This window comes from Isoptericola variabilis (assembly GCF_050311655.1).
Lineage (GTDB): Bacteria > Actinomycetota > Actinomycetes > Actinomycetales > Cellulomonadaceae > Isoptericola > Isoptericola variabilis.
This window is the reverse complement of record NZ_JBNOZM010000002.1, coordinates 382,077-400,244: the sequence shown is the minus strand read 5'-3', so window position 1 is coordinate 400,244 and position 18,168 is coordinate 382,077. Positions and strand designations below refer to the sequence as shown.

Annotated in this window: 18 protein-coding genes; 15 read left to right on the top strand and 3 right to left on the bottom strand. The window is 75.1% G+C overall.

Translation table 11 applies throughout. The annotated features are described in order from the left end of the window. The first annotated feature begins 61 nt into the window (after positions 1 to 61). The 3 genes from aspS to ACQP60_RS06260 all read left to right on the top strand — a co-directional run bounded on the left by aspS (position 62) and on the right by ACQP60_RS06260 (position 3,101). The gene (gene aspS, locus ACQP60_RS06270) at positions 62 to 1,849 is read left to right on the top strand and encodes an aspartate--tRNA ligase (RefSeq protein ID WP_429729441.1); all 1,788 of its coding nucleotides are present in this window, start codon (positions 62 to 64) and stop codon (positions 1,847 to 1,849) included. Continuing rightward, positions 1,846 to 2,706: a GNAT family N-acetyltransferase gene (locus tag ACQP60_RS06265; protein WP_429729439.1), complete on the top strand. Its 861-nt coding sequence runs from the start codon at positions 1,846 to 1,848 to the stop codon at positions 2,704 to 2,706. The genes aspS and ACQP60_RS06265 overlap by 4 nt, the downstream gene beginning before the upstream one ends. Before the next feature lie 131 nt (positions 2,707 to 2,837). Then, positions 2,838 to 3,101 (top strand): carboxymuconolactone decarboxylase family protein, encoded by a 264-nt coding sequence (locus ACQP60_RS06260; RefSeq protein WP_429729437.1) that lies wholly within the window; start codon positions 2,838 to 2,840, stop codon positions 3,099 to 3,101. On the opposite strand, the gene ACQP60_RS06255 is transcribed toward ACQP60_RS06260, so the two are convergent. Beyond that, on the bottom strand, positions 3,038 to 4,510 hold the full coding sequence (locus ACQP60_RS06255; protein WP_429729435.1) for an FAD-dependent oxidoreductase: 1,473 nt from the start codon (positions 4,508 to 4,510) through the stop codon (positions 3,038 to 3,040). The two genes, ACQP60_RS06260 and ACQP60_RS06255, sit on opposite strands and share 64 nt — an antisense overlap. Before the next feature lie 87 nt (positions 4,511 to 4,597). Between ACQP60_RS06255 and ACQP60_RS06250 the strand changes: the two genes are divergently transcribed. Then, entirely contained in the window at positions 4,598 to 5,986 is a 1,389-nt protein-coding gene (locus ACQP60_RS06250; RefSeq protein WP_429729433.1) for a replication-associated recombination protein A, read from the top strand. A gap of 40 nt (positions 5,987 to 6,026) precedes the next feature. On the opposite strand, the gene ACQP60_RS06245 is transcribed toward ACQP60_RS06250, so the two are convergent. Next, complete coding sequence (locus tag ACQP60_RS06245) at positions 6,027 to 6,470, bottom strand: globin domain-containing protein (protein WP_429729431.1); 444 nt, start codon at positions 6,468 to 6,470, stop codon at positions 6,027 to 6,029. A 312-nt stretch (positions 6,471 to 6,782) separates the two neighbouring features. Here ACQP60_RS06245 and rpsD point away from each other — a divergent pair, with 312 nt between their 5' ends. From rpsD to aroB, 10 genes are all read left to right on the top strand, one after another. After that, positions 6,783 to 7,409 (top strand): 30S ribosomal protein S4, encoded by a 627-nt coding sequence (gene rpsD, locus ACQP60_RS06240; protein ID WP_429729429.1) that lies wholly within the window; start codon positions 6,783 to 6,785, stop codon positions 7,407 to 7,409. Between the two features lie 157 nt (positions 7,410 to 7,566). Further along, positions 7,567 to 7,947, top strand: coding sequence for a DUF948 domain-containing protein (locus ACQP60_RS06235; protein ID WP_429729427.1), 381 nt, complete (start codon positions 7,567 to 7,569; stop codon positions 7,945 to 7,947). Further along, the gene (locus ACQP60_RS06230; protein WP_429729425.1) at positions 7,947 to 8,333 is read left to right on the top strand and encodes a hypothetical protein; all 387 of its coding nucleotides are present in this window, start codon (positions 7,947 to 7,949) and stop codon (positions 8,331 to 8,333) included. The genes ACQP60_RS06235 and ACQP60_RS06230 overlap by 1 nt, the downstream gene beginning before the upstream one ends. 134 nt (positions 8,334 to 8,467) lie before the next feature. Continuing rightward, the gene (alaS, locus tag ACQP60_RS06225; RefSeq protein ID WP_429729423.1) at positions 8,468 to 11,179 is read left to right on the top strand and encodes an alanine--tRNA ligase; all 2,712 of its coding nucleotides are present in this window, start codon (positions 8,468 to 8,470) and stop codon (positions 11,177 to 11,179) included. After that, a complete protein-coding gene (gene ruvX, locus ACQP60_RS06220) occupies positions 11,176 to 11,721 on the top strand; it encodes a Holliday junction resolvase RuvX (protein ID WP_429729421.1) in 546 nt (181 codons plus the stop codon). The genes alaS and ruvX overlap by 4 nt, the downstream gene beginning before the upstream one ends. A gap of 67 nt (positions 11,722 to 11,788) precedes the next feature. Further along, the gene (mltG, locus tag ACQP60_RS06215) at positions 11,789 to 12,940 is read left to right on the top strand and encodes an endolytic transglycosylase MltG (protein ID WP_429729419.1); all 1,152 of its coding nucleotides are present in this window, start codon (positions 11,789 to 11,791) and stop codon (positions 12,938 to 12,940) included. 1 nt (position 12,941) lies between these two features. Continuing rightward, complete coding sequence (locus ACQP60_RS06210) at positions 12,942 to 13,826, top strand: shikimate dehydrogenase (protein ID WP_429729417.1); 885 nt, start codon at positions 12,942 to 12,944, stop codon at positions 13,824 to 13,826. A 43-nt stretch (positions 13,827 to 13,869) separates the two neighbouring features. Further along, positions 13,870 to 15,087 carry a chorismate synthase gene (aroC, locus tag ACQP60_RS06205; protein WP_429729415.1) on the top strand — a complete coding sequence of 406 codons (1,218 nt, stop codon included), beginning with the start codon at positions 13,870 to 13,872 and terminating at the stop codon, positions 15,085 to 15,087. Continuing rightward, positions 15,084 to 15,680, top strand: a complete 597-nt coding sequence (locus ACQP60_RS06200) for a shikimate kinase (protein ID WP_429729413.1) — start codon at positions 15,084 to 15,086, stop codon at positions 15,678 to 15,680. Before aroC ends, ACQP60_RS06200 begins: the two co-directional genes overlap by 4 nt. Continuing rightward, positions 15,677 to 16,831 (top strand): 3-dehydroquinate synthase, encoded by a 1,155-nt coding sequence (gene aroB / locus ACQP60_RS06195; RefSeq protein ID WP_429729411.1) that lies wholly within the window; start codon positions 15,677 to 15,679, stop codon positions 16,829 to 16,831. Before ACQP60_RS06200 ends, aroB begins: the two co-directional genes overlap by 4 nt. On the opposite strand, the gene ACQP60_RS06190 is transcribed toward aroB, so the two are convergent. After that, positions 16,828 to 17,328, bottom strand: coding sequence for a hypothetical protein (locus ACQP60_RS06190; protein ID WP_429729409.1), 501 nt, complete (start codon positions 17,326 to 17,328; stop codon positions 16,828 to 16,830). The two genes, aroB and ACQP60_RS06190, sit on opposite strands and share 4 nt — an antisense overlap. Before the next feature lie 64 nt (positions 17,329 to 17,392). On the opposite strand from ACQP60_RS06190, the gene ACQP60_RS06185 reads away from it, so the two are divergent. Continuing rightward, the gene (locus tag ACQP60_RS06185) at positions 17,393 to 18,139 is read left to right on the top strand and encodes an ArsR/SmtB family transcription factor (RefSeq protein ID WP_429729407.1); all 747 of its coding nucleotides are present in this window, start codon (positions 17,393 to 17,395) and stop codon (positions 18,137 to 18,139) included. Positions 18,140 to 18,168: the final 29 nt, after the last annotated feature.

Here is an 18,168-nt window from a genome sequence, read left to right as displayed (position 1 = left end):
AGCGCGCCCGCACGTCGCCACCGGCGACGCGGTCTCCCACCCCGTTCGAAAGGATCACTCCGTGCTCCGCACCCACACGGCCGGCTCACTGCGGGCCGAGCACATCGGTCAGACCGTCACCCTCACCGGGTGGGTCGATCGGCGCCGGGATCACGGGGGAGTGGCCTTCATCGACCTGCGCGACGCGTCCGGCATCGCCCAGGTCGTCATCCGCGACGAGGCGGTGGCGCACCCGCTGCGCTCCGAGTTCGTCCTCCAGGTCACGGGCGAGGTCGGGCGCCGCCCCGAGGGCAACGCCAACCCGAACCTCGCCACCGGCGAGATCGAGATCGTGGCCAAGGACGTCGTCGTGCTCAACGAGTCCGCACCGCTGCCCTTCCAGGTCTCGACGGCGCTCGCGGACACCGAGGTGATCGGCGAGGAGGCGCGTCTCAAGCACCGCTACCTCGACATCCGCCGGCCCGCGCCGGCGCACGCCCTGCGCCTGCGCGCCAAGGCGAACCAGGCGGCCCGCCGGGTGCTCGACGCGCACGACTTCGTCGAGGTCGAGACGCCCACGCTGACCCGCTCGACGCCGGAGGGCGCGCGCGACTTCCTGGTGCCCGCGCGCCTGGCGCCCGGCTCCTGGTACGCGCTGCCGCAGAGCCCCCAGCTGTTCAAGCAGCTGCTCATGGTCGGCGGGCTGGAGCGCTACTACCAGATCGCCCGCTGCTACCGCGACGAGGACTTCCGCGCGGACCGCCAGCCCGAGTTCACGCAGCTGGACGTCGAGCTGAGCTTCGTGGACCAGGACGACGTCATCGCCCTGGCCGAGCAGGTCCTCGTCGCCCTGTGGAAGCTCATCGACGTCGAGATCCCCACGCCGATCGCCCGCATGACCTACGCCGAGGCGATGCGCCTGTACGGCACGGACAAGCCCGACCTGCGCTTCGGCAACCCGCTCGTCGAGCTCACCGACTACTTCGCCGAGACGCCGTTCCGCGTCTTCCAGGCCGAGTACGTGGGCGCCGTCGTGATGACCGGGGGCGCGTCGCAGCCGCGCCGCCAGTTCGACGCCTGGCAGGAGTGGGCCAAGCAGCGCGGCGCCAAGGGCCTCGCGTACGTCACCTACGGCGAGGACGGCACGCTGGGCGGGCCGGTCGCCAAGAACCTGTCGGACGCCGAGCGCGAGGGTCTCGCCGCCGCCACCGGCGCGCAGCCGGGAGACGCCGTCTTCTTCGCGGCGGGCAAGACCGCCGAGGCGCGTGCGCTGCTGGGCGCGGCCCGCCTGGAGATCGCGCACCGCACGGGGCAGATCGACGAGGACGCGTGGGCGTTCGTGTGGGTCGTGGACGCGCCGCTGTTCAAGCCGACCGGCGAGGACGACGACGTCGACCTCGGGCACTCGGCCTGGACCGCCGTGCACCACGCGTTCACCTCGCCCAAGCCGGAGTGGCTGGACACGTTCGAGCAGGACCCGGGCAATGCGCTCGCCTACGCCTACGACATCGTCTGCAACGGCAACGAGATCGGCGGCGGCTCCATCCGTATCCACCGCCGCGACGTGCAGGAGCGCGTGTTCGACGTCATGGGCATCGGCCCCGAGGAGGCGCAGGAGAAGTTCGGCTTCCTCCTCGACGCCTTCAAGTTCGGCGCCCCGCCGCACGGCGGCATCGCGTTCGGCTGGGACCGCATCGTCGCCCTGCTGACGAAGTCGGCGTCGATCCGCGACGTCATCGCGTTCCCGAAGTCGGGCGGCGGCTACGACCCGCTCACCGAGGCCCCGGCCCCGATCACGCCGGAGCAGCGCAAGGAGGCCGGCGTCGACGCCGTCCCGCAGGACGAGGCCGCCGCGGCCGCGGGAGCGTGACGCTCGCTCTCGACGGGCAGGGACTCGCCCCGGTCACGGACGTGGCCGGGGCGAGGCTGCCCGACCGTTGGGCGCTGCACCCGGTGGTCGTCGCGGAGCACGCGTTCCACGGGTGGGACGCGAGCCACGCCTGGTGGGACGACGACGCGCTGCTCGTGCGCCTGCGGTGGCGCGAGCGCACGGACGGCGTGCGGCCCTTCGCGGTCGAGGCGGACGGCGCGGGCACGAGCCTGCTCGGCGTCGGGTCGGCCGACGGCGCGGCGCGGCTGCTCCTGCGGGCCGACGCCGAGCTGCGGTCCCGCGGCGACGCGCTGCGGGTGCGGCGCGCGTCGCTGCCGCGCGGGACCGGCACGGCCCTGGCGGCTCGGGCGTCCGAGCCTTCCGCCGTGCCGGCGCCCTTCCATCGCGACCCCGGCGGCGCCTGGGACTGGTTCGGCACCACCGCGCCGCCCGCCGCGCAGCCCGGGGAGGACCGCGTGGCCGAGCTGGCCGGCCCCGGCGTCCGCGAGGAGGTCGCTCGTGCGCTCGCCGTCGCGAACCCGCACGGCGAGCTGCCGCCGGACGAGCCCCGGTCGCGCTGGTGGGGCTGGCGCGACGACGCGGGCGTCCTGCGGGGCGTCGCGGGCGCGTCCCGGCGGGTCCCCGGCCAGCCGTGGGTGCTCGGCTCGATCGGCACCGACCCCGCGTGGCGCGGGCGCGGGATCGCGGCCGCGGTGACCGCGGCCGCCACCCGGGCCGGGCTCGACGAGGTCGCCATGGTGACCCTCGGCATGTACGCGGACAACGACGCCGCCCGCCGCGTCTACCTCCGGCTCGGCTACACCGTCGCGCAGCGGTTCGAGAGCTGGCGTCCCTGAGGTCTCACCCCGCACGGGCCGGGCGACCGGTCGGTGCCCCGCAGCCGGTCGCTCTGTTCGACGACGACCAGCCGGCTCGGATCGCCCGCGACCACCACGACGCAGGGCTGAGCGAGGCCGAGGTCGCCGCCATGGACCTGGCGGCCCGGCCGAGCACGGACGCGCCCTCGATCACCGAGGCCGAGACGGAGCGGCTGCGCGCCGCCGGCCTCACCGACCGCCAGGTGGTCGAGGTCGTGCTGGCCGCCGCGCTGCGGAGCTGCTGCTCGCGGGTGCGGCTCGCCCTGGTCGTGCCGCCCGACGTCCCGCCGGATCTCCCGGCGGGGCTGCGTCAGGCGCTGCTCGACGGCGTGGGGAGCGACGTCGACCCGGGCCGCCGCGCGTCGGCGAGGTAGCCGTCGGGCCGCACCAGCAGGGTGGCGTCGTGGCCGTCGGCGCGCCGCACGACGACCCGCTCGTCCGTGTCGAGCTCTCCGGCCGCCGGCGACACGTCCGCCGGGGCGCCCGTCGGCGGCGCCACGAGCACGAAGCGGCCGGCGCGCAGCGCCTCCGCGAGGCGCGAGCCCGCGGGGCCCGACTCCAGCGGCAGGTCGGGAACCCGGCTCCCTGCCGCGGGATGTGTGCCGGTCGGGGCGGGGTACCGCACGCCGAGGGCGGAGACGGTGGCGGCGGCACGCCGTCGGGCCGCAGGGACTCGCGACAGCATGGCGGCCCCGGTGGCGCGCAGGGCCGCGGCGGCGGTCCCGGGGCGGGTGGCGAGCCGGAGGATCGTGCCGCTCGTGCGCAGCACCTGGGCGCCGACGGGGTGCCGCTCCGCCGAGTACCCGTCGAGCAACGCGTCGTCCGCGCCGCGCGCCACCGCCGCAAGACGCCACGACAGGTTCGCGGCGTCCTGCAGGCCCGTGTTCATGCCGAGCCCGCCGGCCGGGCTGTGCGCGTGCGCGGCGTCGCCCGCGAGCAGCACACGGCCCGCGCGGTAGCGCGGCGCCTGCCGCTCGTCCGCGGCGAACCGGGTGGCGAACCGCAGCTCGGTCATGCCGTGGTCGTCGCCGAGCGTCGCCCGCGCGAGGGCGCGGACCTCGTCCAGGTCCACGGGCCGGTCGCCGCCGGGGTCGAGGTCCTCGTCCCAGCCGATGAAGCGGTACCAGCCGCCCCCGAACGGGGCGAGGAAGCCCAGCGCCCCGCCGGCCGACGCCACCGTGAGCGCGTCCTCGGGCGGCCGGGCCAGGCGCACGTCGGCCAGCACCATCGCGCGGATGACCGTCTCGCCGGGGAACGGGATCCCCGCGGCGCGGCGCACCGTGGAGCGCACGCCGTCCGCGCCGACCACCCACGACGCGCGGAACCGTGTCGGGGCGCCCGTCGCGCCGTCGGCGCCCGCTTCCTCGTCGGCCGCGACGACCGTGGCGCCGTCGCCGTTCTGGACCACGTCCGTGACTTGCAGCCCGTGCCGGAACTGCGCGCCGGCGTCCTCGGCGCGGCGGCGCAGCAGGCGCTCGACCTCGTATTGCGGCGTGACCAGCACGAACGGGAACCGGCCCGGCAGCGCGTCGAGACGCACGTCCACGCGGCCGAACACGCGGATGCGGCGTACCCGGCGCCCGGTGCGCACGAGGTCGTCGGCCAGCCCGCGGGCGTCGAGCGCCTCGAGGCTGCGGGCGTGCACGGCGAACGCGCGGGTGAGGTTGCTGAGGCCCGGCGGGCGCTTCTCGACCACCACGACCCGCGCGCCCGCCCGCGCGAGGTCCCCGGCGAGGAGGAGGCCCGTGGGCCCCGCCCCGACGACCACGACGTCGGCGTCCATGCGGACCACCTTAGGGCGACCCACGTCACAGCACCCCGGGCGGCCCTCCGGGTCGAGGCGTCGGTGGGGCTCCGTAGGCTGAGGCGCATGGACCTGTTCGACGCCGCGCTCACCGGCACCCGCGGCACGCCGGTGACCGGCCGCACCGGCCCGAGCGCCCCGCTGGCCGTGCGCATGCGGCCGGCCGCCCTCGACGAGGTCGCGGGTCAGGCGCACCTGCTGGTGCCGGGCTCGCCGCTGCGGCGGCTGGTGGAGCCGGACGACGAGTCCGCGCGCCGGGCCGCCCCGGGCTCGGTGATCCTGTGGGGTCCGCCCGGCGTGGGCAAGACCACCCTGGCGTACCTGGTCGCGACGGTCTCCGGCCGGCGGTTCGTCGAGCTCTCCGCGGTCACCGCCGGCGTGAAGGAGGTACGCCAGGTCGTGGAGGACGCCCGGCGGCGCCTCGCCACCGGCGGCGAGGAGACCGTGCTCTTCATCGACGAGGTGCACCGCTTCTCCAAGACCCAGCAGGACGCGCTGCTGCCGAGCGTCGAGAACCGGTGGGTGACGCTCGTGGCCGCCACCACCGAGAACCCGTCGTTCTCGGTCAACTCCCCGCTGCTGAGCCGGTCGTTGCTGCTCACGCTGAAGCCGCTCACCGCCGGCGACGTCCGCGCGCTGGTGCGCCGCGCCGTCGCCGACGAGCGCGGCCTGGACGGCGCCGTCGAGCTGGCGGACGACGCCGAGGACCAGCTCGTGCGCATGGCGGGCGGCGACGCGCGCAAGGCCCTCACCATCCTCGAGGCGGCGGCCGGCGCGGCCCTCGCGGACGCCGCCCCCGGCCACGACCCGGGCGCCCCGGTCGCCGTCGACCTCGACACGGTCGAGCGCGCCGTCGACGTCGCCGCCGTGCGGTACGACCGCGACGGCGACCAGCACTACGACGTCGTCTCCGCGTTCATCAAGTCGATCCGGGGCTCGGACGTGGACGCCGCGCTGCACTACCTGGCCCGCATGGTGGCCGCGGGGGAGGACCCGCGCTTCATCGCGCGGCGCCTGGTGATCTCCGCGGCGGAGGACGTCGGCATGGCCGACCCGTCCGCCCTGCAGACCGCCGTCGCGGCCGCGCAGGCCGTCCAGCTCATCGGGATGCCCGAGGGGCGGATCGTCCTCGCGGAGGCGGTCGTGCACCTGGCGACGGCCCCGAAGTCGAACCGCGCCTACCAGGGGATCGACGCCGCGCTGGCGGACGTCCGCGCGGGCAAGGTGGGCGTCGTGCCGCCGCATCTGCGCGACGCGCACTACGCGGGGGCGGAGGGCCTCGGCCACGGCAAGGGCTATCGGTACGCGCACGACGCGCCGCACGCCATCGCGGCGCAGCAGTACCTCCCCGACGAGCTCGCCGGACGCCGGTACTACGACCCGAGCGACCGCGGGTTCGAGAAGCAGGTCACCGACCGGGTGGCACGGATCCGGCAGATCCTCGACGGCGCGTGACTCCCGCGCCCGAGGCGCGGGCCCGGCCGGTGACCCGGGGTCACGCCGCCTCGAGCTCGACGAGCGTGCTCGCCATCGTCCGGTAGACCTCGTCCCACGCGGCCGCGACCTCGGGGGTGACGGCGTCGCCCAGCACGGCGACGATCGCCGCGAACAGGTGCTCGTGCACCACCTCGTACTGCGCGGGCTCGACACCGACGGCGCGGTGCCGGCGTGCGACGGGCGCGAGCACGTCGCGGGGGTCGGCGTCCTCGTCGGCGACGAGCATCGCCGCGCACGACGCGATCGCGGCCGCGAGCGCACGCTGCTGGGTGCCGTCGGCGATGCGCTCGGGGGAGAACATCGAGCCGAGCAGGCCGGGGTGCTGCTCGAGGAGGGTCCCGTAGAAGATCGTGGTGATGTCGTCGATCGACTCCTCGACCACGGGCAGGGTGGAGCGGACCACCTCGGCGGAGCGGGGCGAGAGCGTGACGGGGGAGGTCATCCGGGGACTCCTTCGGGCAGACCGGCGGGTGCGGTGCCGGCGCCGTGCCGGCGGTGCACAGTCAAGCGTCCGGGTGATGCCGGCGACAAGACCCGGACGGCGCCCTCGCGGGTGGAGTCTCGGCAGGCCGGAGAGCCCCGTCGGATGCGGTAAGATGCTGCGGTTGCCGTTTCCGGCGACCGCCTGGGACCTCGGCCCCGTGAGCACCCGCCCCGCGTGGGAGCTCCATCGGCTGGTCCCGCACCCGAACCTCCCTCACGGGCTGGACGTCGGGTGTGACCTCATCCATCACCACAGGACAGGAAGCAACCAGTGACCGCTGTCACCAAGTCGCGCCGCCAGGTCCGCCTGAGCCGCAAGCTCGGCCTCGCGCTGACCCCGAAGGCCGTCCGCCACTTCGAGAAGCGCCCGTACCCCCCGGGTGAGCACGGCCGCGCCCGCCGCCGCACCGAGTCGGACTACGCGGTCCGCCTCCGCGAGAAGCAGCGTCTGCGCGCGCAGTACGCGCTCCGCGAGAAGCAGCTCCTCAAGGTCTACGAGAACGCCCGCAAGCACCCGGGCCTGACCGGTGAGGTCATGGTCGAGGACCTCGAGACGCGTCTCGACGCGCTCGTGCTGCGTGCCGGCTTCGGCCGCACGATCCTGCAGGCCCGTCAGGCCGTGACGCACCGTCACATCCTGGTGGACGGCAAGATCGTCGACCGCCCGTCGTTCCGCGTGAAGCCGGGTCAGACCATCCAGGTCAAGCCGAAGTCGCAGACCACCACGCCGTTCCAGGTCGCCGCCGCCGGCGCGCACCGCGACGTGCTGCCGGCCGTCCCGGGCTACCTCGACGTGAACCTCGAGAAGCTGTCGGCCACGCTGACCCGCAAGCCGAAGCGCGCCGAGGTCCCCGTGACCTGCGAGGTGCAGCTCGTGGTCGAGTTCTACGCGCGCTGACCCCGAGCCTCACCGCGGAGGAATCCGCAACCCGGACGCCCCGTCACCCGCCGATGCGGGGGGCGGGGCGTCCGCCGTCTGCGCCCACGGTCGTGCAGGGTGTCACCCGGGATAGGGTGACGACCGACCGTCTGACGCCTGTGCGAGGAGAGATCTGATGTCGATGGGTGACGTGGCCGGGCTCATCGCGGCCGTCGCGTTCGTGCTGCTCGTGGGCCTGCTCGCGATCCCGCTCGTGAAGCTGGGACGCGTGCTCGACGAGGCGACGCGCTCCATCCGCGAGGTCACGGAGCACTCGGTGCCGATCCTCGACGAGGCGGCCACCACGGTGGCGTCCACCAACGACCAGCTGGTCAAGGTGGACACGATCACGACGTCCGCGGCCCAGGTGAGCGAGAACGTGTCGGCGCTGGCCGGCCTGTACGCGTCGACGCTCGGCCGCCCCCTGGTCAAGGTCGCGGCGTTCTCCTACGGCGTCCGCCAGGCGTTCGCGCGGGCCTCGCGCTCGAGCCGTGACGACGCGAAGGCCGGCCGCTGATGCGCCGGCTGTTCTGGGTCGGCGTGGGCGTCGTCGTGACGGTCGTCGTCGTCCAGCGGGGCCGCAAGATCGTGGCGCAGTACGCACCCGAGGCCGTGGTCGACCGGGCGGAGCGTGCGGCGCAGGACGCCGGACGGCGGGCGGAGACGTTCGTCGCCACGTTCCGTCGCGAGTTCTCCCAGGCGCGCAGTGCCCGGGAGGCCGAGCTCACGGCCGCGCTGCTCGCGGAGGGGCAGCCGGACCCGGACGACGTCCGCGCGAGCGGGCTGCGGCCCGCCGACCTGCGCGGCGGCCCCGGGCGGGCCCGGCACGCCGCGCCCGAGCGGCACCCGGACCCGGAGGCCGAGATCGCCGCGGACGAGGCGGACCTCGGGTACTCGTTCTGACGTCCGCCCTCCGCCATCCGCTCTGAGATATCTCGTTCCGACCATCCCTCGGCGGGCGCGAGAATAGGGGACGGCCGCCGACACCACGGCGCCCACCCGCTCGCCCGTCAGCCTCGACATCACTGAAGGACACCATGCGCACCGCCGAGATCCGCAAGCGTTGGCTCGACTACTTCGAGTCGAAGGACCACGCGATCGTCCCGAGCGCCCCCCTGGTCTCGCCGGACCCGTCGATCCTGTTCACGATCGCCGGCATGGTGCCCTTCATCCCGTACATCCTCGGCACGGAGCCCGCGCCGTGGCCGCGGGTCGCGAGCGTGCAGAAGTGCATCCGCACCAACGACATCGAGAACGTGGGCCGCACCACGCGGCACGGCACGTTCTTCCAGATGAACGGCAACTTCTCGTTCGGGGACTACTTCAAGCGCGAGGCGATCGACTTCGCGTGGGAGCTCCTCACGACCGACCAGGGCCAGGGCGGCTACGGCCTCGACGGCGACCGCCTCTGGGTGACCATCTGGGAGGAGGACGCCGAGGCCTACGACGCGCTCACGAAGGGGGTCGGGCTCGACCCGAAGCACGTGGTGCGCCTGCCCCGCGAGGAGAACTTCTGGGACACGGGCCAGCCCGGCCCGGCGGGCCCCTGCGCCGAGTGGCACTACGACCGTGGCCCCGCGTACGGCCCGGACGCCGTCGGCGGCACGGTCGACCCGGGCGGCGACCGCTACCTGGAGATCTGGAACCTCGTCTTCGACCAGTACGTGCGCGGCGAGGGCCAGGGCAAGAACTACCCGCTGCTGGGCGAGCTCGAGCACAAGAGCATCGACACCGGCGCGGGCCTGGAGCGCATCGCCTACCTGCTCCAGGGCAAGGAGAACCTCTACGAGATCGACGAGGTCTACCCCGTCATCGCGCGCGTCGAGGAGCTGACGGGCAAGCGCTACGGCGCCGACCCGGAGGACGACGTGCGCATGCGCGTCGTCGCGGACCACGTGCGCTCGTCGCTCATGGTCATCGGGGACGGTGTGCGCCCGTCGAACGAGGGCCGCGGCTACGTGCTGCGCCGCCTCGTGCGCCGCGCCGTGCGCGCGGTGCGGCTGCTCGGCGTCGACGAGGTCGCGCTGCCCTCGCTGCTGCCGGTGTCGAAGGACGCGATGAAGGCGTCGTACCCGGAGCTGGAGGCCGACTTCGCCCGCATCAGCGACGTCGCGTACGCGGAGGAGGACGCTTTCCGCCGCACCCTCGCGCAGGGCACGACGATCCTCGACACGGCCGTGGGGCGTGCCAAGTCGCGGGCCTCGGACGGAGCGGACGGCGCGACGCCGGTGCTCGGGGGCGCCGAGGCGTTCCAGCTGCACGACACGTACGGCTTCCCGATCGACCTCACGCTCGAGATGGCGGCCGAGCAGGGCGTCCAGGTGGACGAGAAGGCGTTCCGCGACCTCATGGCGGAGCAGAAGCAGCGCGCCCGCGCGGACGCGCTCGCGAAGAAGACGGGCCACGCCGACCTGCGCTCCTACGAGTCCCTGAGCAAGGAGCTCGCCGCGCCGGTCGAGTTCCTCGGGTACACGGACACGGAGTCCGCGGTCACGGTGGCCGGCCTCCTGGTCGACGGCGTGCCCGCGCCGGCGGCGACCGCTCCCGCGGACGTCGAGGTCGTGCTCGACCGCACGCCGTTCTACGCGGAGGCCGGCGGCCAGCTCGCCGACCAGGGCACCATCGTGCTCGACGGCGGCGCGACCATCGAGGTCGACGACGTGCAGCGCCCGGTCAAGGGCCTGTCCGTGCACCGCGGCCGCCTGGTCGAGGGCACGGTGGCGCTGGGCGACCCCGGCACGGCGACGATCGACGTCGCGCGGCGCGTCGCGATCAGCCGCGCCCACTCGGCCACGCACATGATCCACAAGGCGCTGCACGAGATGGTGGGGCCGGACCGCACCCAGGCCGGGTCGGAGAACGCCCCGAGCCGTGTGCGCTTCGACTTCCGCTCGCCCACGCCGGTGCCGTCGGACGCGCTCGGCGAGATCGAGGAGCGTGTCAACTCGCGGCTCACCGAGAACCTCGAGGTGACCGACGCGACCATGCCGATCGCTCGCGCCCGCGAGCTGGGTGCCATGGCGCTGTTCGGCGAGAAGTACGGCGACACCGTGCGCGTGGTGTCCATCGGCGGCGACTGGTCGCGCGAGCTGTGCGGCGGCACGCACGTCAAGGCCACCGGCGAGGTGGGCCGCGTCGCGCTGCTCGGCGAGGCGTCGATCGGCTCCGGCGTGCGTCGCGTCGACGCCCTGGTGGGCGACGGCGCGTACGGGTTCCAGGCCAAGGAGCACGCGCTGGTGGGCCAGCTCACCGGCCTGCTCGGCGCGCGCCCGGACGAGCTGACCGACCGCGTCGGCTCGCTCCTGTCCCGCCTCAAGGAGACGGAGAAGGAGCTCGCGGGGCTGCGCCAGGAGCGGATCCTCGCCGCGGCGGGCACGCTCGCCGCGCAGGCGGAGCGCGTCGGCGAGGTGCGGGTCGTGGCGCACGACGCCGGCGAGGTGGCCTCCGCGGACGACCTGCGCGCGCTGGCGCTCGACGTGCGCGGCCGTCTCGGCGACGCCGAGGCGGTGCTCGTCGCCGTCGGCGGCGTCGCGGGCGGGCGGCCTCTCGTGGTCGTGGCCACGAACGCGGGCGCCCGGGACGCGGGCCTGCGGGCCGGCGACTTCGTCAAGGCCGCGGCGAAGACCCTCGGCGGCGGGGGCGGCGGCAAGCCGGACCTGGCCCAGGGCGGCGGCACCGACGCGTCGGCGCTGCCGGCCGCGCTGGCCGGCGTGGCCGAGGGCGTGCGCGCGGCCCAGGCGGGCGCGTGACGGGAGCGTCGCCGGAGCAGGGCGCGTCCCGCGGGCTGCCGCGGGGCGTGCGCCTCGGGGTCGACGTCGGCAAGGCGCGCATCGGTCTCGCGGGCAGCGACCCCGACGGCCTCGTCGCGACGCCGGTCGAGACCGTGCCGCGCGTCCTGGACGTGCCCACGGGCGCGGACGGCGCCCCTGCGGTGACGCTCGACGTCGCGCGCATCGCGGCCGAGGCCGAGGAACGGTTCGCCGCGGTCGTGTACGTGGGGCTGCCGCGTCATCTGTCGGGGGCGGAGGGGGCCGCCACCGCGGACGCGCGCGACTTCGCCAGCCGGCTGGCCGCCGCCGTCGCGCCCGTCGAGGTGCGTCTGGTCGACGAGCGGATGACGACCGTGACCGCGCACGCCCAGCTGCGGTCCGCCGGGCGACGCACCAAGACCCACCGGTCTGTCGTCGACCAGGCCGCAGCCGTTATCATTCTGCAATCTGCACTCGACGTGGAGCGATCGGCCGGGGGGCGTGCCGGCGAGCTCGTCGAGGCGCGGACGCCGGGCGCCTGAGCAGCCCGGACAGCAGCAGCCGACCCACCGAGCCCACCCCAGGCCCTGTCAGAAGGAAGAACCCGGCGTGACGGACCTCTTCGAGCATCCCGCCCTCCAGGAGGCGCCTGCGGCACCCACGCGGCGCCGCTCGGCCGCCAGCCGGAGGGCCGCCGCCAAGCGCAAGCGCCGCCGTCGGCAGCGCACCGCCGTGGTGCTGGTGGTGGTCCTCGCCTTCGTCGGCGCGGGCGCCTACCTGCTCTGGGACCGCATGGATTCGCTCGTCGGCGACCTGCCGTTCATCGGGTCGCAGAACGAGGACTACCCGGGACCGGGCGGGGAGCCCGTCGAGGTCGTCATCCCCGAGGGCGCCACCGGTGGCCAGATGGGCACGGTGCTGCAGGAGGCCGGGGTCGTGGCCAGCGTCGGCGCGTTCACGGACGCGTTCGGCCAGAACCCGGCCGCCGCCGGCATCCAGCCGGGGACCTACCAGCTGCAGGCCGAGATGAAGGCGTCGGACGCCGTCGCCGCACTGGTGAAGAACGAGAAGCTGCAGACGAACGTCACCATCCCCGAGGGGTACACGGTCGCCCAGATCGTCGACAAGGTCGGCTCGGTCACGGAGATCACGCCGAAGCAGCTCGAGAAGGCGCTCGAGGACCCGGAGTCCTTCGGGCTCCCGAAGCAGGCCGACGGCAACGCCGAGGGCTGGCTCTTCCCGAAGACCTACACCGTGCAGCCGGGCGACGACGCCACCACGCTGCTCACGGCGATGGTGAAGCAGACGAAGCACGAGCTCGAGGCAGCAGGGATCGACGAGGCCGACTGGGAGGACGCGCTGATCAAGGCGTCCCTCATCGAACGGGAGGCGCGAGCCGCCGAGGATCGGCCGAAGATGGCACGGGCGATCGAGAATCGACTGGACCGAGGCATGACCCTCGACATCGATGCGGCGGTCGCCTACGGCCTGGGCAAGCCCGGGACCCAGCTGACCAACGACGACAAGGCCGACACGAGCAACAAGTACAACCTGTACAAGCACCTCGGCCTGCCGCCGACCCCGATCAGCAACCCGGGGGCGTCGTCGATCGAGGCCGTGGCGAACCCTGCTGACGGCGACTGGATCTTCTGGGTCGCGGTCAACCTGGACACGGGCGAGACGAAGTTCTCCGAGACGTACGAGCAGCACCAGAGGTACGTCGACGAGCTGCGGGCCTGGGAAGAGAAGAACGGGTACTGAGGTGACCGTCCTTCGTCGCGCGGCGGTGCTGGGCCACCCCGTCGCGCACTCCCTCTCGCCCGTCCTGCACACCGCCGCGTACGACGCCCTCGGCCTCGAGGGATGGGAGTACTCCGCGATCGACACGACCGTGGAGGACCTCCCGGCCCTGGTGCGCGGGCTGGACCTCGGCTGGGCCGGCCTGAGCGTCACGATGCCGCTCAAGCACGCGGTCATGGACCTCGTGGACCACGTCGACCCGCTCGCCGTGGCGGTGGGCGCCGTCAACACGGTGCTCGTCGGCCCGGCGCAGTGCGGGGTGACCCTCACGGGCACGAACACCGACGTCTACGGCCTCGTCACCGCGCTGCGCGAGGGGTTCGCCGCCCAGGGGCGCTCCGGCGCCGGCGCGCAGAGCGCCGTCGTCCTCGGCGGCGGCGCCACCGCCGCGTCCACGCTCGCCGCGCTGGGCGAGCTCGGCTGCACGGCGCCGCGCGTGCTGGTCCGCTCCCTCGGCCGCACGGCGGGCCTGCAGGAGGCGGCCGCGCGCATGGGCGTCAGCCCGCGCTTCGAGGTGCTCGACCCGTCGGCGTCGCTCGGCGCGCTGCGGGACGCCGACGTCGTCGTCTCCACCATGCCCGCCTACGCCGCCGACCCGGTCGCGGCCGCGCTCGCCGCGCACGGGGCCGCGCCGGGCGGGGTGCTGCTCGACGTCGTCTACGACCCGCGTCCCACCGCGCTGTCCTCGGCCTGGTCGGCCGCGGGCGGCACCGTCGTCGGTGGGGAGCGCATGCTGCTGCACCAGGCGGTGGAGCAGGTGCGCCTCATGACCGGGCGCACGGCCCCGGTCGCGGCCATGGACGACGCCCTCGGCCGGGCGCTGGCGGCCCCGGCGTCCGCCCGCTGACCACCGGACGGACCGGCCGCCGGGGCGTGGAAGAATCGCAGGCATGCTGCGCTGGATGACGTCGGGGGAGTCGCACGGTCCGTCACTCGTGGGGGTGCTGGAGGGCCTGCCTGCCGGCGTCGAGGTGGTGACCGCGGACATCCAGGCCGCGCTCGCGCGTCGGCGGCTCGGCTACGGCCGCGGCGCCCGCATGAAGTTCGAGCAGGACGCCGTGCGCGTGCTCGGCGGCCTGCGCCACGGCGTCACGCAGGGCGGGCCGCTGGCCTTCGAGATCGGCAACACCGAGTGGCCCAAGTGGACCGACGTCATGTCGCCGGACCCGGTCGACCGCGAGGCGCTGCTCGTCGACGCCGGCACCGGGGACGAGCGCGAGATCGCGCGCAACCGGCCGCTCACCCGACCGCGCCCGGGCCACGCGGACCTCGTCGGGATGCGCAAGTACGGCTTCGACGACGCCCGCCCGGTGCTCGAGCGCGCCTCCGCCCGCGAGACGGCGACCCGCGTCGCGCTGGGCCTGGTCGCGGCGAAGTTCCTCGAGCAGGCGGTCGGCGTGCGGCTCGTCTCTCACGTCGTGGCGATCGGCCCGGTCGAGGTGCCCGAGGGCGCCGACCTGCCCGCGCCCGACGACGTCGCGGCGCTGGACGCCGACCCGGTGCGCTGCTTCGACGCCGCGACGAGCGCGGCGATGGTCGCCGAGATCGACGAGTGCCGCAAGGATGGCGACACCCTGGGCGGCGTCGTCGAGGTGCTCGCCTACGACGTGCCCACCGGCCTCGGCAGCTACGTGCAGGGCGACCGCCGGCTCGACGCGCGCCTGGCGGGGGCGCTCATGGGCATCCAGGCGATCAAGGGCGTCGAGGTCGGCGACGGCTTCCGCACCGCTCGGCGCCGGGGCTCCGCGGCGCACGACGAGATCGAGCGCGGGGACGACGGCCGCATCCACCGCCGCTCCAACCGCGCCGGCGGCATCGAGGGTGGCATGAGCAACGGCGAGGTGCTGCGCGTGCGCGCCGCGATGAAGCCGATCTCGACCGTGCCGCGCGCCCTGGCGACGGTCGACGTCGCCACGGGCGAGGCCGTCACGGCGCACCACCAGCGCTCGGACGTGTGCGCGGTGCCGCCCGCGGCCGTGGTCGCGGAGGCGATGGTGGCGCTCGAGCTGGCGCAGGCCGTCGTGGAGAAGTTCGGCGGGGACTCGGTCGCCGAGGTGCGCCGCAACGCCGAGGCGTACCTCGCCTCGATCCCCGAGCTGCTCCGATGAGCGCGGGCGTGCCGCGGGCGGTGCTCATCGGCCCGCCCGGCAGCGGCAAGACGACCGTGGGCCGCCTGCTCGCCGAGCGCCTCGGCGTCGCGTTCCGGGACACGGACGCCGACGTCGAGGAGACCGCGGGCAAGCCGGTCGCCGACATCTTCGTGGAGGACGGCGAGCCGCGCTTCCGCGAGCTCGAGCGGGAGGCCGTCACCACCGCCCTGGCGTGCCACCCCGGTGTCCTCGCGCTCGGCGGCGGCGCGGTGATGGACGAGCACACCCAGCGGGCGCTGGAGGGCTACGTCGCGGGCGGCGGTACCGTCGTCTTCCTCGACGTCTCCCTCGCGCACGCGGCCCCGCGCGTCGGCTTCAACCAGTCGCGTCCGCTGCTCGTGGGCAACCCGCGGGCGCGCTGGGTCGAGCTGATGCAGGCGCGCCGGCCCACCTACGAGCGGCTCGCCACGGTGCACGTGGTCTCCGACGAGCGGCCCGCGCACGAGGTCGCCGCTCAGGTGCACGCCGGGGTCACGGGCGAGGCAGGAACGCAAGGCGCGGCGCAGCACGACGCGGCCGCGGGCACATCGGCTCAGGAGGTCCAGTCATGACAGTCCGCGTGACCGTGCAGGGCAGCACGAAGGAAGCACCGGCCTACGACGTCGTCGTCGGGCGACACCTGCTCGGCGAGCTGCCGGGCCTGCTCGGGGACGGGGTGCGGCGGGTGCTGGTCATGCACCCGGCGTCGCTGCAGGCCACCGGCGAGGCCGTCCGCGAGGACCTCGTGGCGCAGGGCTACGAGGCGTTCGCCGTCGAGCTGCCGGACGCCGAGGAGCAGAAGACCGCCCAGGTGGCGGCGTTCTGCTGGCAGGTGCTGGGCCAGGCCGACTTCACGCGGTCGGACGCGATCGTGTCCGTCGGCGGCGGCGCGACGACCGACCTGGCCGGCTTCGTCGCGGCCACGTGGCTGCGGGGCATCAAGGTCGTGCACGTGCCGACCACGCTGCTCGCGATGGTCGACGCCGCGGTGGGCGGCAAGACGGGGATCAACACGGCCGAGGGCAAGAACCTCGTGGGCGCGTTCCACCCGCCCGCGGGGGTGCTGTGCGACCTGGCGGCCCTGGAGACCCTCGACCGCTGGGACCTCGTCGCCGGCATGGCGGAGGTCGTCAAGACGGGCTTCATCGCGGACCCGCGCATCCTCGAGCTCGTCGAGGAGCACGCCGACGAGCTGCGCGAGTGGAAGGGCGCGGACACCACCCCCGAGACGTGGGCCGTGGTGACGGAGCTCATCGAGCGGTCGGTCCGGGTCAAGGCCCGCGTCGTGGGGGAGGACCTCACGGAGCAGGGGCTGCGGGAGATCCTCAACTACGGGCACACCCTGGGGCACGCGATCGAGCTCACCGAGCGCTACCAGCTGCGGCACGGCGCCGCGGTCGCGATGGGGATGGTCTTCGCGGCCGAGCTCGCGCGCCTCGGCGGCAAGCTCGACGACGCGGTCGTCGACCGGCACCGCGCGATCCTCGACTCCCTCGGCCTGCCCACCACCTACCGCGGCGACCGCTGGGACAAGCTCCTCGCGGCCATGCAGCGCGACAAGAAGACGCGCGGCAACCTGCTGCGGTTCGTCGTGCTGGACGACGTCGCGAAGCCGACGCGCCTCGAGGGCCCGGACCCGACGCTGCTCGCCGCTGCGTACGCGGAGATCTCGAAGGAGCCGCCGGCCGGCCGGCCCGGCGTGACGGTCCAGCTCGGGCTCTAGCCGACCTGCTCGGGCCGCCGGCGCGCGGGCTCGCGGTCGACGTCCCACGCCCGGACGACGTCCCGGCACGCCGGTACTTCGTCGTCCGGGACGAGCAGCACGAGGTTGCCGTCGTGGTCGCTGTACAGCGTCCGCACGACGACTCCGGCCTCCGCCAGGCGGCGCGCGAACGCGCCCATCTGCCCGGGCCGGTCCTGGGCGAGGCGGGTCGTGACGACGTCGCGCGCGACGGCGGGGCCGAGGCCGGCGGCCGCCAGGGCGGCGACGGCGCGGGGTCCGTCGTCGACGAGGAAGTGGGCGACGCGGTGGGTCACCGGTGGGGTCCCGGGGTCCGCCGCGGGGCCGCCGTCCAGGGTGGTCACGCCGCCGCCCTCCAGGCTGACGCCGGCGCGCCCGAGCGCCTCGCCCAGGTCGGCCAGCGCTCCGGGGGTCGCGGGCAGGAGGACCTCGAGGTCCTGGCGAGTGACCTGACGAGCGGAGGTGTCCAGGGTGCTCATGGCCGGACGATAGGCCCGGGACGCTTCGGCGCCCGCCGAAGGGTCGTCGCCGTATCGTCGGGGCATGACCGATGACGGCGATGGTGCGGGGCGTGCGGGGCGGGACCGGGACTTCACCGACGTCGGGCGGGCGCTGTCGGCGCCGGCGCGGTCGGTGATCGTCGGGCTGCTCATGGACGGCACGGCTCGTCCCGCGGGCGAGCTCGCCCGCGCCGCGGGGGTGGGTGCTCCCGCGGCGTCCGAGCACCTCGCGGTCCTCGTCGCCGCCGGGCTCGTGACGTACCGGTCCCAGGGTCGGCACCGCTACTACGCCCTCGCGGGGCCGGAGGTGGCCGACGCCCTGGAGGCCCTCGGGGCCCTGGCCGCGCCGACGCCGGTGGCCGGGCTGCGGCGCAGCCGGGAGGCCGACCGGCTGGCGGCGGCCCGGTTCTGCTACGACCACCTCGCGGGTCGCCTCGGCGTGGGGCTGGTCGACGCGTGGGTGACGAGGGGATGGCTGGCGGACCCGGAAGTCCTCACCCTCACCGACGCCGGCGCCGACGGGCTGCGCGGGCTCGGCGTGGACGTGGACGGCGCTGTGGCCGCCCGCCGCGCGACGACGCGCGCCTGTGCGGACTGGACCGAGCGCCGCATGCACCTGGCCGGGGCGCTCGGCGCCGCCGTCGGCGCTCGCTTCCTGGCGGCGGGATGGGTGGCGCGGACGAGCGGGCGGGGACTGCGGCTCACCCCGAGCGGGCAGGCCCTGGTGCGCGAGGAGTGGGGCGTCGACCTCGCCCCGACCGGCGGGGGCGACGGACCGGGGCGCGCCTGACGGGTCCTGCCCGGTAGCGACAGTCGGGC

What these genes read in the sequence shown, in the direction of transcription:
- ACQP60_RS06260 (WP_429729437.1), top strand. Translation starts at nt 2,838, where the DNA reads ATGGACCTGGCGGCCCGGCCGAGCACGGACGCGCCCTCGATCACCGAG.
- ACQP60_RS06255 (WP_429729435.1), bottom strand. Translation starts at nt 4,510, where the DNA reads ATGGACGCCGACGTCGTGGTCGTCGGGGCGGGGCCCACGGGCCTCCTC.
- ACQP60_RS06250 (WP_429729433.1), top strand. Translation starts at nt 4,598, where the DNA reads ATGGACCTGTTCGACGCCGCGCTCACCGGCACCCGCGGCACGCCGGTG.
- ACQP60_RS06245 (WP_429729431.1), bottom strand. Translation starts at nt 6,470, where the DNA reads ATGACCTCCCCCGTCACGCTCTCGCCCCGCTCCGCCGAGGTGGTCCGC.
- ACQP60_RS06235 (WP_429729427.1), top strand. Translation starts at nt 7,567, where the DNA reads ATGTCGATGGGTGACGTGGCCGGGCTCATCGCGGCCGTCGCGTTCGTG.
- ACQP60_RS06230 (WP_429729425.1), top strand. Translation starts at nt 7,947, where the DNA reads ATGCGCCGGCTGTTCTGGGTCGGCGTGGGCGTCGTCGTGACGGTCGTC.
- alaS (WP_429729423.1), top strand. Translation starts at nt 8,468, where the DNA reads ATGCGCACCGCCGAGATCCGCAAGCGTTGGCTCGACTACTTCGAGTCG.
- aroC (WP_429729415.1), top strand. Translation starts at nt 13,870, where the DNA reads ATGCTGCGCTGGATGACGTCGGGGGAGTCGCACGGTCCGTCACTCGTG.
- ACQP60_RS06200 (WP_429729413.1), top strand. Translation starts at nt 15,084, where the DNA reads ATGAGCGCGGGCGTGCCGCGGGCGGTGCTCATCGGCCCGCCCGGCAGC.
- aroB (WP_429729411.1), top strand. Translation starts at nt 15,677, where the DNA reads ATGACAGTCCGCGTGACCGTGCAGGGCAGCACGAAGGAAGCACCGGCC.
- ACQP60_RS06190 (WP_429729409.1), bottom strand. Translation starts at nt 17,328, where the DNA reads ATGAGCACCCTGGACACCTCCGCTCGTCAGGTCACTCGCCAGGACCTC.
- ACQP60_RS06185 (WP_429729407.1), top strand. Translation starts at nt 17,393, where the DNA reads ATGACCGATGACGGCGATGGTGCGGGGCGTGCGGGGCGGGACCGGGAC.